A 15,917-nucleotide genomic window follows, 5' to 3' on the forward strand; every position below is an offset into this window, starting at 1 on the left:
TTGCAATAAAACTACATATTCGCCTTCTAGCGGGAGGTTCCTATTATGACATTTTGGCAATTTGCATTTAAAAATGTAACGCGCAACTCAAGAGCTTATTTTGCCTACTTTGTAAGTAGTGCCTTTTCCATTGCCGTTTTCTTTTCATTTGCCGTTTATTTATTCCATCCGAAATTACAAAATTTCACTATGATAAATGAAGTTTCAGGATTAATGATATTTTCAGAAGTAGTAATTGTATTCTTCTCTTTCTTCTTTTTACTATATTCCATCGGTACTTTCTTAAAAGTCCGGAAAAAGCAATTTGGCGTATTAACTGTTTTAGGAATATCTAAAAAACAATTACACCGTCTCGTCTTCATGGAAAATATGTTAATCGGTATTTTATCTATCTTTTTCGGCATGCAGTTTGGGCTTGTCTTTTCGCAATTTTTCTTATTAGTGACAGCAAAAATCACGCACGTGCCAGGCATATATTTATACTTGCCTACAAATGCTTTCATTTTAACAACAATTGTTTTTCTTAGCCTTTTTATCGTTGTATCTACATTTACACCAATGCTCATTCGAACGAAAAAAACAGTGCATCTTTTAAAAGCAAATGGCGGGAAGCAAAAAGAACGAAAGCCGTCCATACTCATTTCTTTATTTGGTGCTACATGTTTATTAGGTGGCTACGCTTTAGCTAGTAAACCAACATACTTCGTATCAATAAGCCCACAAATAGGGATGGTCTACATGTTCTCTAGTATTTTTGTTATTCCGGCACTCGTTTCAATTGGAACGTATTTCTTCTTTTCACAAATTAGCTTCTTGCTCATTCATATTTTAAAAAAGAGAAGAAAATTTTATATGAAACGGATTAATATGCTCTGGATTTCTGATTTAGCTAGTCGCATTCGATCCAATATTAATATGCTTTTTGTTGTAGCAATGCTATCTACAATTGCTTTTACGATGATCACATTTTTATATGGATTCGGGAAATTTATGAAACTTGATGTTGAACGAAATTCACCATTCGCATTTTCTTATTTCTCATATGATGAAAATCCATTTACTTCTCAGCACTTAAATTGGCTCGAAAAGCATTTACAAAATGAGAAATTTTCTTACGATAAAATTAAAGTAGCTCTATATGATACACCTATAAAATCAGAAAACAGCACAGAAACTTATGGTGGCACATATGCCATCAAACAAAGTGACTATAATAAGCTCGCTACGTCATTACAATTACAAAAACTATTTATGAATGACAATGAAACATATGTATTATTTGGAGCGTCATATGTCCCATTGTTTAGTGCATTCGATCCAAATTACAATAGAACACATATTACACTCGCTAATACGAATGATAAGCTACAAATAAAAGGGACCATAGTAGATAATGCGCTCCCATCTACTTTTACTTATGAAACGTTAGTAGTACCTGATTCTGTCGTTAACAATTTGCCAAGTAATACACAACATGTAACAGCCTATAATTACAACGTAGAAAACTGGGGGCATACATATGCTATTGCGGATGAGTTTGTAAAACGGACAGATAAAGACCGTGCGAGTATGAAGCATGAAGGACCTATCTTCCGCGTTTTCGAATCGAGCAACTCCCTATACCGGATCAAATCTGGCAGTGCTTCCTACTTCCTAATTGGAACGTTCCTCGGAATTATTTTCTTTATTGGTGCTGGTAGCGTACTGTACTTCCGGATGTATACAGATTTAACGAATGAGCAAGAAAAGTATGTAACGATTACGAAGATTGGTTTAACAGAATCAGAAATGAAACGTTCTGCGACCATTCAACTTGGAATCTTATTTTTCGTTCCATACATTATGGCTTCTATTCATACAATGTTTGCAACGAAGATGCTACAAGATGTTATCAATTTATCACTATTCGCTGAAATTACAGTTGTACTTGTCATTTTTGGAACGGTTGAAATTATCTTCTTTCTATTAATTCGTTCACTTTATATGCAAAAATTAACGCAACATATTAAGTTTTAAAAAATAAAAAGAGTATGAGGAAAACTCTCCTCATACTCCTTTCACATTAACTCTATTAGGAGGTTTAGGTGAATGACATTTTGGCAGTTTGCATTTAAAAACGTGACCCGGAACGCCAGAGCTTATTTCGCCTATTTTGTAAGCAGTGCGTTTTCCATCGCAATTTTTTTCTCATTTGCAGTTTATTTATTTCATCCTAAATTGCATATGACAGACGTGAATGTTGCTCTGAACATATTAATGACACTTTCAGAAGTTGTCATTGTATTCTTTTCGTTTTTCTTTTTACTATATTCAATCGGTACTTTCTTAAAAGTACGAAAAAAGCAATTCGGGATTTTAACAGTACTTGGCATATCTCAAAAGCAATTAAAGAGACTCGTATTTCTAGAAAACATGCTAATTGGTGTTCTTTCCATATTTTTCGGTATTCAACTTGGACTTGTCTTCTCACAGTTCTTTTTATTAGTTACCGCAAAAATTACACATGTGCCTGGTTTATATTTATATTGGCCTACAAGTGCCATTATTTTAACTATGATCGTCTTTCTAGGACTCTTCATTCTCGTCTCATCTTTTACGCCGATGCTCATTCGGACGAGAAAGGCTGTACGTCTTTTAAAAGAAGGAACACAACAAAAAGAAAGAAAAGCATCCGTACTCATCTCTCTATTCGGTGCGACATGTTTAATAACTGGATATGCATTAGCGGCAAATCCGTTATATTTTATGTCCCTAGGTGATATGATTGGAATCCTATATGCCGTCTCTAGCATATTTGTCATTCCTTCACTTGTTGCAGCTGGAACATATTTTTTCTTTTCACAAATTAGTTTTTTACTCATTCGTATATTAAAAACGCGAAGAACATTTTATATGAAGCGTACGAATATGCTTTGGATTTCTGATTTAGCAGCGCGCATTCGGACAAATATTAATATGCTCTTTATTGTAGCGATGTTATCGACGCTCGCTTTTACAATGATTACATTCTTATACGGTTTTGGGAAATTTACGAAATTTGATGCAATAAGACAAAACCCTTTCCCTTTTACGTATTTATCACATACTGAAAATACGTTAGCGGATGAACATTTAAATTGGTTAGAACAAAAATTTAATGAAGAGCACTTTACTTATAAAAAAATTAAAACGGATATATATGAAGTATCTTCGGCAGAAGAGAACCAAAAGCCCTATTATGCAATTAAACAAAGTGATTACAATATACTTGCTAAGGCGTTAAACTGGGAACATCTCAACGTAAAAAATAATGAATCTTATATCCTTATGAAAGACATAAATGATCAATTCATTGGCACAATTTATGATACGGAAAGGAAAGATATTCTTACACTTACTCAAAACAGCCTACAGCTACAAGTAAAAGAATATAAAAATTATAGCCCTTTCTCAAATAGCTTAATACCACAATTACTCATACTATCTGATAAGAATGTAGAAGCATTATCAACCGTTTCAAAACAGATGAGTGTGTATAGCTTTACAGTTAACGATTGGGAAAAAGCACATAACATTGGTTCGGCATTTATTACAAAAATTGATAATGATAATGAAGCAATTAAGGCTGAGCACCCACCATTCCATGCAAGTGAAGCGAGCGATTCTCTATACACAACAAAACTAAATGTCGCTTCATTCTTCTTAATTGGTACTTTCTTAGGTGTTATTTTCTTTATCGGCGCTGGCAGTGTTCTTTACTTCAGGATGTATACAGATTTAACAAATGAGCAAGAAAAGTATGTAACGATTACAAAAATCGGTTTAACAGAAGCCGAAATGAAACGATCTGCTACCATTCAACTTGCGATTCTTTTCTTTGTTCCATACATTATGGCATCAATCCATACGATGTTTGCGACAAAAATGTTGCAAGAAATATTACATCTCTCGTTCTTCGCTGAGATTACAGTCGTACTCATGATTTTTGGAACAGTTGAAATTTTATTTTTCCTTTTAATTCGTTCCTTCTATATGCAAAAATTATCACAACACATTAAGTTTTAAGATAGAAAGGTGATTACTATGGAAGAAGTTTTACACATAAAAAACGTCTCAAAAGTGTATGAGGGAAAAGTCCCTCATACTGCTTTAAAAAATATAAATTTACATGTAGATAAAGGGGAATTTGTCGCTATCATGGGACCATCAGGGAGCGGTAAATCTACGTTTTTAAACGTTATCTCTACAATTGATTCCCCTACTTCTGGTGATGTCGTTATTAACGGAAAAAAACCACACACATTTCGTAGAGAGAAGTTAGCTATTTTCCGTCGCCAAGAGTTAGGATTTGTTTTCCAAAACTTTAACCTACTAGACACACTGACAATCGGTGAAAATATCGTACTACCTTTAACATTAGATAATGTTCCATTAAAAGAAATGGACGAAAAACTTGATAACATTTCAAAAAAACTTGGCATTGATCATATTTTAGACAAACGTATTTTTGAAGTTTCTGGAGGACAAGCACAGCGTACCGCAGTAGCACGTGCTGTTATTCATCACCCGTCACTTCTACTTGCCGATGAACCAACAGGAAACTTAGATTCAAAAGCGGCAATTGATGTAATGGAGTTATTTACGAAATTAAATAAAGAAGAAGATGCAACGATTTTAATGGTTACGCACGATCCATTTGCAGCAAGTTATTGTAACCGCGTCATTTTCATTAAAGACGGCGAGCTTTACAACGAACTTCACCGCGGATTATATCGCGAGAAGTTTTATCAAGAAATATTAGATGTTTTAGCATTATTAGGAGGAAGACGTGGATGACATTTTGGCAATTTGCATTTAAAAATGTCTCTCGTAATTCTAAAGCATATTTCGCTTATTTTTTAAGTAGCGCATTTTCTATCATGGTTTTCTTTTCATTTACTGTATATGCGTATCATCCGCGCCTACAAAGTGTACAAAGCTTTCAAGAACGTGATCCTCTAATGAACTTAGCTAGTACGGCACAGCTTGTAATCGTTATGTTCTCGTTCTTCTTTCTCTTATATTCGATTGGAACATTTTTAAATGTACGGAAGCAACAATTTGGGATACTCACTATTCTTGGGATCTCACAGAGACAATTAAAAAGACTGTTATTTACCGAAAACATGATTATTGGGATATTATCTATCTTTATCGGAATACAAGGTGGCCTTGTATTCTCTAACTTTTTCTTATTAGTTACTTCGAAATTAACAGGTGCGAAAGGTCTCTATTTATATTGGCCAACAGAAGCAATCATCGTTATAACAAAAGCAATCATCGTTACAACCGTAACGTTTATCATTTTATTTTTCATCGTTTCTACGTTTACACCGATGTTCATTCGTACTCGTAAAACAGTCCATCTTATTAAAGGTAATAAGAAAATAACAGCTGAAAAAAGACCATCTATACTCATCTCTTTATTCGCTTTAATTTGTTTGGGCCTATGCTATTATATTGCCGGTTACCCGCGAGGCTACATAACAGAAGAAAATGTAAAAAATGGATCTGTCTTCTTTATTATGTTATCTATTTTGCCGCTCGTAGTAGTTGGGACATATTTATTCTTTTCACAAACATTTCTTCTTTTTATCTATATTTTAAAGAAGCGTAGAAAATTTTATTTGAAACAAATAAATATGTTATGGATTTCAGATTTAGTTGCTCGTACTCGCAGTAATATTAATGTACTCTTTATCGTTTCTATGCTATCTGCACTTGCATTTACGATTATTATTGGATTATTTGCTGCGAATAATAATACGAAAGCATCGATATTAGAACGATATCCTACTCCCTTCACATATACATCAGAAGGCAATAATTCACTTGAGCAAAAGCACATTACTACCATTGAAACCGAGCTTACAAATAGCAATTTCGATTACAAAAAATATAAATTTACAGTATTAAAAGATACAGCTGCAAAAGAAGACATTATGCTTATGAAAATGAGTAATTATAACGCAATTGCTAAACAATTGCAGAGACCAGAAATAACGCTAGATTCTACACAAGTTTATATTATTTCCCGTCACTCGCCAGAGCTCTTAAATCTTGTCTCAAATCCATTTGCAAAACAAAATAAACTGACAATCGGATCTAATAAAAAGGAATTTCATATTAAAGGATTTATTAATAAAGGGATAGAACCATCATTTGCATTTCCCTATATAATTGTTATACAGGATTCTGTGATTGATAATATGATTCCTCACATTGAAACAACCACAGTTTATAACTACTTCGTTGAAAACTGGGAAAACGCAATTGTTCCAACGAAAAATATATTAAAAAATATTAGTAATGACACCGAAAAAATTTACGAAGCACATAAAGACGATAAACATGCTTCTCCCGTCCCTTTCAGCATATATACGGCTACCGATGAACTCATTCACAGTAAAGAAAATGCAGTTGCTCAATTCTTTATTTGGGCATTTCTTGGCTTTATTTTCTTTATCGGTGCTGCTAGTGTTTTATACTTCCGTATGTATAATGACTTAACAACTGAAAGACAAAAGTATATTACGATTACAAAGCTTGGCTTAACTGAATCAGAAATGTTTCGCTCTGCAACGATTCAATTAGGAATTTTATTTTTCGTTCCTTACATCGTTGCTGGTGTTCACACGTTATTTGCAGTTAAGTTTTTACAAGGCATGTTTTCTTTCTCGTTACTTAAAGAAACATGTATCGTACTCACTTTATTCGGGATTATCGAGATTATTTTCTTCTTCTTAATCCGCTCTCTTTACATCAATAAGTTATCACAGCACATTAAAATATGAATAAAATAGCCTTGTGCAATATGCACAAGGCTATTTTCAATAGTTTTTAAATAATTAGCAGCAATATCCACCATAGCCGCCAGCATAACCGCCGTAACCACCATAACCACAAGAACCGCCACCGCCGAAGCAGCTAGCACCGATGATGATTAATAAAATAAACAATACGATTAGAAGCGCAAAACCGCCACCGCATCCTTTTCTACGGTTACAATCATCATGTCTGTGTTCATAATTTTCGCCCATTACTCTATTCCTCCTTTAGTATCATTCATAACAAGTTCACCTTGCTCTAAATGAGGGGATTCCATTTATAGTATGTTTTCAGGGCGAATAGGAAGCTTGGCTTACGTAAAAACGGGCTTGTTTTTAGAAATGGGCTTCATCAAAAAAAGATACCAATTAAGGTATCTTTTAAATAAACATATTCAATAAAAGCACAAAACCAAATGCAATAAATGATAACAATGTCTCGAGTACCGTCCACGTTTTAAACGTTTCCTTCACCGTTAATCCTAAATACTCTTTTACAAGCCAGAACCCTGCATCATTTACGTGAGAAAACATTAATGATCCTGCACCCGTTGCAATAACAAGCAACTCCAAATTTACACCAGACATGTGCTGAATAACAGGTGAAACAATACCTGCTGCTGTCGTTAATGCGACTGTCGCTGAACCTGTTGCAATTCGAATTAATCCAGCTACCATGAAAGCTAATACAATTGGTGATAACGATATATGTTCTGCCATTTGTGCAATCGCCGTTCCAACGCCGCTCTCAATTAATATTTGTTTAAATCCACCGCCTGCACCAATAATTAAAATAATGGAACCGACCGGTAATAAACTTTCGTCCGTTAATTTTTTAATGACCTTTTTATTAATTCCTTGTCTTATTCCAAGTAAATAAAACGCTGCGAAACATGAAATAAGTAAAGCAATTACTGGACTTCCTATAAATACAAAAAATTCAGTCATCTTTTTTCGGTAATGAAATATATGGTGCAACTACTGATAAAATCATTAATACAACTGGTAATAAAATAATAAAAAATGAAACTTTACGACTCGGTAAATCAGTTGATACAGTCGTAACTCGAACAAGCTCTGGTTCATTTTCAGGTATAACTCTCTTATGTACCCACTTTGCAAATATCGGTCCTGCGATAATGGCTGCTGGTAACGCGATAATTAACGAATATAAAAGTACCTTTCCTAAGTTCGCGTTATAAATACCGATTGCTGTCATCGCCCCTGGATGTGGTGGCACGAGCCCGTGAACAATAGATAATCCAGCAATAACAGGTAACGCAATTAATAATATATTTTGCTTCGTCGTTTTCCGAATTGAAATAACAAGTGGTAATAAAATGACGATCCCCACTTCAAAAAATACTGGAATCCCTATAACAAAACCTGCAAATAACATAGCCCACGGTAGCTTCTTCACACCGAAAAATCGAATAAAGAAATCTGCCACTTGCATGCCAGCCCCTGAATCGGACATCATTTTTCCTAAAATTGTTCCGAGAGCTAAAATACCGACTAAATGCCCTAGTACACTACCAACACCAGTTTCATAGGCAGTCACTATTTTCGTTAAATTCAGTCCAGACATAATAGCTAAAAATAAACTAGCAACTGTTAAACTAATAAATGCATGCCATTTCCACCATGATACCCCTAAAATAACAATCGCGATTGCAAGTAACGTGACGATTAATAAGTATATATCCATCTCTCATTCCCCTTACTTTTCCCTCGTATTTATGGACAGTAAACATCCGATTGGTGTGGGATGAAATTAAAGTTCACTTTATAAAAAAAGAGGGCAAATACCCTCTTTTTTATACGTCATAATTCACTACATAATGCTGCATTTCTGTATTGTAGTAGCCTTCGCTATATTCAATTACTTCGCCAACTTCATCGTAAGAATAGCGCATACGTTTTAATAGCGGTGTCCCCTCTTTTTCACCTAACGCTTCTGCAACAAAACTAGGAGCGGCTCCGACTGCGAATTCATCTCTGAAATTTTCTAAATGTATGCCTCGGTCTTCCACTAAATCGTAAAGCGATTGCAAGTCAAAGTCCGATAAATCTGTACTTGCCATGCGTGCTGAGAAATAGTGCGTATAATGAATGTACGGTGCATCATTTAAAGCGTATAGACGCTCAATACGAAAACTCTCCTTACCGAATAATCGAAATGGCACTGTTCCTTCTTCATTATGAACGACTTCTGCTTTTAACAATTTCTTCTGTACTTTATATCCTTCTTCCACTAACACTTCTGTAAATTTCTTACCCTTTGATAATTTTGTCGCAGAAGTATTACGGATGACTTTCGTTCCTTTACCGCTTTTCTTTTCTAAATACCCTTCTTGAACGAGTTCTTTAATCGCATTTCGTACTGTAATTTTACTCACTTTGAACTCTTCTTCTAACTGCGGTTCGGAAGGAATATTTGTATGAATTGCATATACACCATGCAATATTCGATCACGAATAATATTTTTTATTTGTAAATATAATGGACCTCTTTTTCTCGTTACGTTCACCGTTACACCCACTACCTTTCTACATCACCTACTGATGCCGTCATTGCCCGAAGTATATCTTTCTCTGATGACATTGGCGTATCACCGACGATTGTATGTGCAAGCATTCCAGCTGCTGACGCAAATGAAACAGCTTTCTCTGGTGCAAACTCTTCTATCTCGCCATGAATAATCCCGCTCGTATAAGCATCTCCAGCACCTATTCTATCATATACAGAAAACGTAAGTGTTTTTGCAAAAGTGAACGCACCATCTTTACATATAAACCCGCGAAGTGAGTGTGTATTATCACTATTAATAGAGCGATGTGTACCAGCAATTGTAGCGATATGATATGTTTCAGCAACCTTTGGAATAAGGTCAACAAGTTGCGCCTCTCGCTCTGTCTCTTCTGTTTTCATTCCAAGAACGAACATTGCATCTTTTTCGTTCATCATAACGATATCAGCAAGAGCTAACATTTCTTCATAGTGCGGTTTCGCCTGCTCATATCCATCTTCTCCCCAAAGAGATGGACGATAATTGCAATCAAAAACAACAGTGCCTCCGCTTTCTTTAACTGCTTTCGCTAAAGATTTCATATGATGTCGCACCTTATCATTCATCGCAAGTGTAATCCCGCAAAAATGAACGATATCAATTTCCTTGGCGATTTCTTCAAATTGATACACCTCTTCACATGCTGTATTGAAGCTACTTTCTAATCGATTCGAATATGTAACGCGGCTTGCACGTGCTCCAAATCCATTTTCTAAAAAGTACATGCCGACATATTTACCGCCTCTTGAAATAAACGGCGCCTGAATGCCTAACTTTTGAATATGTGATACCGCAGCATCCCCAACAGAGTTCTCTGGTAAAGTTGAAATAAGAAAGCCTTCATGCCCTAGATGAGAAAGTGCTGCTGCAACGTTCACACCTGTACCAGAAAATGAGTAATGTAACGTGTTAGCTTGCGATAACAATTCATATCCTGGTACTTGCAGACGCATCATTACTTCGCCAAATGCTGCAATTTTCTTACGCATTTTGATCAACTAACTTCTTCACTACCGCTAATAATTCGCGAACATCTTCTACTTTCGTATTGCCAGTTTCTTTATCAATAATAGAAGAGTACACGTGCGGGATAACTTGCTCTACGTTTGCCTCTAGCGCAATACGTACAATAGTTTCGAAGTTTTCTTTATCAATTCCGCCTGTTGGCTCTAATGCGAATCCTTCTTCCGCACAAGCTTTCGCAACTGCGCGATATTCTTCTTCATGAGCTAAACCTTTCATTGGGAAGTATTTCAATGAATTTCCGCCCATATCACGTACAAGTGCGATTGCGGTTTTAATTGGAACGATTGCTTTTTCTTCTCCTGCTGCACTAATTGGACCAGTAGAAATATTTACGTACCCCACTTTTCCTGTTGGTGATACTAAACTATTAATCCAGCTATCTTTTCCGCCAAGATTTGCACGTGTCGCTCCAACTGAAGGGAACACTTGGTTAATATGGCTACCAGGATAATGCTTCGCAATTGCAGCTACAACTGCCGCTTGGCGATTATCTCCTGCTCCTAGTCCGATTGATACAGCGTCATCAATTTCTTTTCCGTATGCTTTCATCGCTGTCACTGCTTCTTCCACTGTTGGGTAGTCTTTTGATAACACTCCCACTACTACATAACCTTCTGCTGCTTCAAAAATATCTTTTGCATTTTGGATATTGTTCGCTAATACATTTAATGCTACGCGGCCTTTATAAAAACGCTTTTGAATGTTTGTCATTTTAATTTCCCCCTACAATTTCTCTCAATTTTTCTTCAATCACATGTATGTCATCACCTTGAAGTGGACGTGGATCAATATCAAAGAATCCTTGTCTTACTCCGTAATCACGTGTGTAAATGGCAATTTCCCCTTCTCGTAATGCATTTACAACGTCTTTTGCTGATTTATTTAACTCGTTCTCGTTAATATGAATACGTGCTCTAAAAATTGCTCTTCCTGCTTCATCTTGTACGATCGTTACATTTACACCGTTTAATTCTTTTAGCAGCATAAGTACTTGTAGCAACTCTTTTTCTTGCTCACTCTTATCTTCTTTTACTCCGTACTCATCAAGCGCTTGAAGTAAACCAAATGTTGTTTCTTTCCCAACTTTCATACTTCTTCCGATGCAATGTAATTGCACTTTTAGCCATTCGATATATTTTCGTTTACCGCCGACAATACCAGAAGTTGGTCCTTCAATTGCCTTTGAGCCACTATAAATGGCAAGGTCTGCATACTTCACATATTTTTGAATATCTTCTTCAGCTGCCGCATCAACAATAAGTGGTACGTTATTTCGCTGCGCAACTTCCCATGCTTCTTCAACAGAAATCATATTTTTTTGCACGGCATGATGGGATTTCACATACAGAATCGCTGCTGTATGTTCACCAATCGCATCTTCAATATGCTCTGCTTTCCCTTCATTTGCGTAGCCAACTTCTACAAGTTTACCGCCGCCTAAATAAATCATCGTTTCAACAGGAGCACCGTATTGAACGTTATGACCTTTTAACATAATTACTTCGTTTTTCGCGATGACCTCTTGATGAAGTCTTTCACTTTTACGACGATTTCCTTCTGTAACGATACCAGCGATAGAAAGCGCAATTCCGCTCGATGCTGAATTTACAACAACCGCTGCCTCTGAATCTAGAATTCTCGCAATATGGTCTCCTGCTTTATCTACTAAATCAGCAATTTCCACATAATTTTGTCCACCATGTTTCATCGCATCCATAACTGTATCTGTAGGAGCGGATACACCTAAAATACTCATTCTACCGCTCGCATTAATTACTCTTTTTAATCCGTACTTAGCATTCAATGAATGATCCATTGATTACAACCCCTTTCGTATCAATTCTTCTTTCAGCAATGCGCTGATCCCCTTCTGAATCAATTAACGTAACCTTCTCATCTTTCACCGTAAATAAAGTTAAGTTTGCAATATCTCCTTCTTGAATACGGCCAAGCTCCGGTTTCTTCAGCCACTCTGCCGCATTTTTCGTAACCGCATCAATTACTTCTTCTAGCGGATACCCTAAGTAAAGGAATTTCGAAAGAACGTGAGCCATACTATACACTGGACCGTGTATACGATTCTTTCGGTAAATATCTGTACTAATTGTATTAAAAGCAATATCATGACGCTTCGCCGCCTCTGCTACTTTAAAAGAAAAACTAGCATTACCGTGACCAACATCTAAATGAACACCGCGGTTCACTGCATCTAGTAACACAGGTAGCGGTTTGCCTTCTTCATCAAATAAATTATTTTCTTTCCCGTTTAAGTAATGTGTAATGACATCATCTTTTTCTAAAAGAGGTACAACTTCCTCAATGCGAGGAGGCGCTGAACCGATATGTACCATAATTGGTAATGATGTGTCACGGGATAAAGAGCGTGCAACATGAAGCGGTTCAATTCCACTATCACAAACGACACTTTTACTCATTCTCGCCTTTAATCCAACGATTACATCTTTATACTTTTCTACTGCTTCTATTACTTTCTCTTTATCTATCCATTCCATGTTGGATAATTCATCAATTCGTTTCAAACCGATGCGAGAAATATTTAAAAAGGCAAATAGATTCGTTTTCGCCTGCTCTCTACTTTTTACTAAATCTGCAATACGATCAGCTCCGCAGCTACCCGCATCAACAATTGTCGTTACCCCTTGCTTAACGCCAATTTCATCCAGCTCATCGCCATACGGATCAAACTCTGGAAAAGCGTGAACGTGCAAATCAATCCAGCCACTCGATACGTAAGTACCTGCGTAATCAAGAACCTTTCCACCCTCGCCAGCACCAGCTTTCGTCACCTGTGCGATTTTATTATTTTCAATTACAATGTCAATCTCTTCCCCGTTCACACGTTTCACATTACGTAGTACGAATCGTTCTGTCATTGTATTTCCACCCTTTTCTATAAGAAGCCATAAGAATACGCTTACATTAAAGTTTCATTTTTATATCTCTTTCACATGTTTAGCGTAACATAAAAAAAGGGAGAAGTAAATATAACGTTATAATGTTTAAATTTATATTAAAATATGAGTTTCCATTACATATTCGGACACCCTATAAGCAGGAGGGATATTCTTGGGATTTCGAATTTTATTATTTATAATTTTAATCACTTTGTATGTACCAACAACGGTTAGCGCAGCCCCTCCATCACTCACGGCTGCATTTATCCGGGACCATCAGCTATGGATAAAGACAGGAAATCAAGAAATACAAATCACAAAAAATCGATATGTGTATTCTCCAAAATGGTCTTATGACGGTAGGTTTATTGGCTATATTGATAGTGATGAAACCGGTAAAAAATCTAACTTATTCATTTATGATACGGAAGAGAAAATAAACTATCAGCCTTATGTAAGGGTCGTAACATCTGACTTTAAGTGGTCACCTAATAAAAATCAATTGGCTTACACTGATCAAGGTTTATTAAACGTTACAAAAATTAAAAACGGTCGCCCACAAGGTTTTGAAAATGTATCACTTGGGGTTAGCGATTTCGAATGGTTCCCGAACGGAAAGGAATTTATCGTCTCCTCACAATCCTGCTTGCGTCCTACTGGTTGGGGCAAGGTCCCGCTTTATAAAATTCCAGTAGATGCAAATCTTGATACAGATAAAATAAAGCCTTTTTATACGATTCAAACAAATGAAACTGATTTATTTGCGATTAACGCTAACTATTTCAAGTGGAGTTCTGATGGGAAATGGATTAGTTTTTTGGCCAGTCCTACTGCCTCCTTGGCAATGGATAGCAATACATTATGTGTTATCTCATCAAAAGGGAAACACTTTCGAACGATTGGTAACATGCTATGGTTCAAAGACTGGATGAAATGGGCTCCATCAGCCAATCAACTGGCCTATATTTCAGGAGAAGGAAGGTTTTTTGTAGAAAATAAAAAATTTACAGTTGCAGACATGGTAACAGCAAAACAAGAAAAGGTCTACACACCTATCGGTTATGTTGACCTTGATTTAGAATGGCTTTCTCCAAATAAAGTGGTTGTGGCTCGTGCAAAAGAAAATAAGACATGGAAAGAAGGCCCTGTCCCGACGATGTTTACAACACTTTATATGATCAATATAAAAACAGAAGAACAGAAACAAATCTCGTTCCCAAAACAGAATGAACGTGATGAAGACCCTCAAGTTATTGGATCTTATCTTACTTGGCTTCGCAAGAAAGCAAATATATAAAGGCGATATCTGGGTGAAGGATAACTTACATAGTCAGGAGTATATATGGCTGAAGAATATTGATGAGGTTCCGACCTTTTTTACTCGGAATGAAAGTCATTGAAAATATGTTCATTACAATCCTCGTCATATAAAGTGAAACTTTAATCAGTGGGGGTTTTCTTCATCCCCCACTGATTATTAGTTGAACCAATCGGACTTTTATGGGCAGTTAATCCCCCACCTAATTTCTTTGCTTTCGCTGAATTTTGAGGTGGGGGCCTTACTGCCCATTAAAGCGGGATAAAAATTTGTATCTGTTCCCCTATTTGATACCCCCATAATAGAGCACTATTATGGGAGTATCAAGATTATCTATTCCTGTACCGTCACAATAACCCCGTCCATATTGTTCCCCGAAATTTCATACTGCTTATTCGCTGGAACATTCACTTTCCTGTTCTCTGACACTTTATAATAAGAAACCGTATATTTCTTACCTTCCACATTCGTTGTGATTTCCTTTTTCTCTTTTAAGAAGTCTAAGTATTCCTCTAATGTAATTTTCTCTTTTTGCATAATGGCACTATGAGGTAATCCGACATAACGTATGTGCCACGGCTCATATTGAATGCCTGTAATATGACTTTTATTTTTCGGATAACGTAAAACAAAGCCATGCTTCCATACATTCTCTTCAATCCACTTTCCTTCAGGGGCTCTCTCCATTTTCTTTTGCGTAGATCCAATGTCGAGTGATAACCCTAAATTATGTTCACTGTATCCTGCTGGAAGTGCATAGTCAGATCCCATTTCTTTATACAATTTACTTTGCTCTTGAAAATCTCGATACCCGCTACTCATTAAGAAGTGCTGTACTCCATCTTTTCCAGCTGCATCTACAACGTTCAAAAACTTTTTTACAACCCCCTTTGATAAGCGAAGATTTCTATCAAATATTACATAACCTCTTACTAATTCATTATTGTGATTTACATTTATAATGTCAGACCTAATGCTATCTTTTTTAACTGGGTAATCTTTATTAACTAATAACAGATCACCTTTATAAATTTCTTCTTTTGTAATCTCTATATTTTCAGTATTCGCAGCTCTTACCGTATTATCTTTGTCCGCAATTTTAACATCGATCTCTTTTTGAAATAACGGTGATATATAAAAGCCTACGCAGATTGTGCATGCTATAAAAAGAGAAATAAATACCCACTTTTTCATTTCTAGTTCCTCCTTCACGTAACTTACGTATAGAATAGAAAAAACTATT

11 protein-coding genes and 2 pseudogenes are annotated in these 15,917 nt (G+C 36.1%); 5 read left to right on the forward strand and 8 right to left on the reverse strand.

Features of this window, described 5'->3' with window-relative positions:
• Positions 1-45: 45 nt before the first annotated feature.
• The 4 genes from F8162_RS14585 (at position 46) to F8162_RS14600 (ending at position 6,812) form a co-directional block, all read left to right on the forward strand.
• Positions 46-2,016 carry an FtsX-like permease family protein gene (locus F8162_RS14585; RefSeq protein WP_151631708.1) on the forward strand — a complete coding sequence of 657 codons (1,971 nt, stop codon included), beginning with the start codon at positions 46-48 and terminating at the stop codon, positions 2,014-2,016.
• A gap of 72 nt (positions 2,017-2,088) precedes the next feature.
• Entirely contained in the window at positions 2,089-4,044 is a 1,956-nt protein-coding gene (locus F8162_RS14590; protein WP_151631709.1) for an ABC transporter permease, read from the forward strand.
• Positions 4,045-4,062: 18 nt separating this feature from the next.
• A complete protein-coding gene (locus F8162_RS14595; RefSeq protein WP_000393250.1) occupies positions 4,063-4,815 on the forward strand; it encodes an ABC transporter ATP-binding protein in 753 nt (250 codons plus the stop codon).
• The gene (locus F8162_RS14600; RefSeq protein WP_151631710.1) at positions 4,812-6,812 is read left to right on the forward strand and encodes an FtsX-like permease family protein; all 2,001 of its coding nucleotides are present in this window, start codon (positions 4,812-4,814) and stop codon (positions 6,810-6,812) included. Before F8162_RS14595 ends, F8162_RS14600 begins: the two co-directional genes overlap by 4 nt.
• Before the next feature lie 54 nt (positions 6,813-6,866).
• On the opposite strand, the gene F8162_RS14605 is transcribed toward F8162_RS14600, so the two are convergent.
• The 7 genes and pseudogenes from F8162_RS14605 to F8162_RS14635 form a co-directional block, all read right to left on the reverse strand.
• A complete protein-coding gene (locus F8162_RS14605) occupies positions 6,867-7,058 on the reverse strand; it encodes a YjcZ family sporulation protein (RefSeq protein ID WP_151631711.1) in 192 nt (63 codons plus the stop codon).
• A 168-nt stretch (positions 7,059-7,226) separates the two neighbouring features.
• Positions 7,227-8,553 (reverse strand): annotated as a pseudogene (gene gntP / locus F8162_RS14610) (gluconate permease GntP).
• 109 nt (positions 8,554-8,662) lie between these two features.
• Entirely contained in the window at positions 8,663-9,388 is a 726-nt protein-coding gene (locus F8162_RS14615) for a GntR family transcriptional regulator (RefSeq protein ID WP_151631712.1), read from the reverse strand.
• Complete coding sequence (locus F8162_RS14620; RefSeq protein WP_151631713.1) at positions 9,388-10,404, reverse strand: sugar kinase; 1,017 nt, start codon at positions 10,402-10,404, stop codon at positions 9,388-9,390. Before F8162_RS14620 ends, F8162_RS14615 begins: the two co-directional genes overlap by 1 nt.
• Positions 10,397-11,152 (reverse strand): 2-dehydro-3-deoxy-phosphogluconate aldolase, encoded by a 756-nt coding sequence (dagF, locus tag F8162_RS14625; RefSeq protein ID WP_151631714.1) that lies wholly within the window; start codon positions 11,150-11,152, stop codon positions 10,397-10,399. The genes F8162_RS14620 and dagF overlap by 8 nt, the downstream gene beginning before the upstream one ends.
• A 1-nt stretch (position 11,153) precedes the next feature.
• Positions 11,154-12,257, reverse strand: a complete 1,104-nt coding sequence (locus F8162_RS14630) for a DgaE family pyridoxal phosphate-dependent ammonia lyase (RefSeq protein WP_151631715.1) — start codon at positions 12,255-12,257, stop codon at positions 11,154-11,156.
• Positions 12,235-13,335 (reverse strand): amidohydrolase/deacetylase family metallohydrolase, encoded by a 1,101-nt coding sequence (locus F8162_RS14635; protein ID WP_151631716.1) that lies wholly within the window; start codon positions 13,333-13,335, stop codon positions 12,235-12,237. Before F8162_RS14635 ends, F8162_RS14630 begins: the two co-directional genes overlap by 23 nt.
• 193 nt (positions 13,336-13,528) lie before the next feature.
• On the opposite strand from F8162_RS14635, the pseudogene F8162_RS14640 reads away from it, so the two are divergent.
• Positions 13,529-14,756 (forward strand): annotated as a pseudogene (locus F8162_RS14640) (translocation protein TolB).
• Positions 14,757-15,007: 251 nt separating this feature from the next.
• Here F8162_RS14640 and F8162_RS14650 read toward each other — a convergent pair.
• Positions 15,008-15,868: a D-alanyl-D-alanine carboxypeptidase family protein gene (locus tag F8162_RS14650; RefSeq protein WP_151631717.1), complete on the reverse strand. Its 861-nt coding sequence runs from the start codon at positions 15,866-15,868 to the stop codon at positions 15,008-15,010.
• Positions 15,869-15,917 lie beyond the last annotated feature (49 nt).

Origin of the sequence: Bacillus sp. CH140a_4T (assembly GCF_008923725.1) — a bacterium.
Lineage (GTDB): Bacteria > Bacillota > Bacilli > Bacillales > Bacillaceae_G > Bacillus_A.

Coding starts and splice junctions, on each gene's coding strand:
- F8162_RS14590 (WP_151631709.1), top strand. CDS start 2,089: ATGACATTTTGGCAGTTTGCATTTAAAAACGTGACCCGGAACGCCAGA.
- F8162_RS14600 (WP_151631710.1), top strand. CDS start 4,812: ATGACATTTTGGCAATTTGCATTTAAAAATGTCTCTCGTAATTCTAAA.
- F8162_RS14595 (WP_000393250.1), top strand. CDS start 4,063: ATGGAAGAAGTTTTACACATAAAAAACGTCTCAAAAGTGTATGAGGGA.
- F8162_RS14585 (WP_151631708.1), top strand. CDS start 46: ATGACATTTTGGCAATTTGCATTTAAAAATGTAACGCGCAACTCAAGA.
- F8162_RS14605 (WP_151631711.1), bottom strand. CDS start 7,058: ATGGGCGAAAATTATGAACACAGACATGATGATTGTAACCGTAGAAAA.
- F8162_RS14630 (WP_151631715.1), bottom strand. CDS start 12,257: ATGGATCATTCATTGAATGCTAAGTACGGATTAAAAAGAGTAATTAAT.
- F8162_RS14635 (WP_151631716.1), bottom strand. CDS start 13,335: ATGACAGAACGATTCGTACTACGTAATGTGAAACGTGTGAACGGGGAA.
- dagF (WP_151631714.1), bottom strand. CDS start 11,152: ATGACAAACATTCAAAAGCGTTTTTATAAAGGCCGCGTAGCATTAAAT.
- F8162_RS14620 (WP_151631713.1), bottom strand. CDS start 10,404: ATGCGTAAGAAAATTGCAGCATTTGGCGAAGTAATGATGCGTCTGCAA.
- F8162_RS14650 (WP_151631717.1), bottom strand. CDS start 15,868: ATGAAAAAGTGGGTATTTATTTCTCTTTTTATAGCATGCACAATCTGC.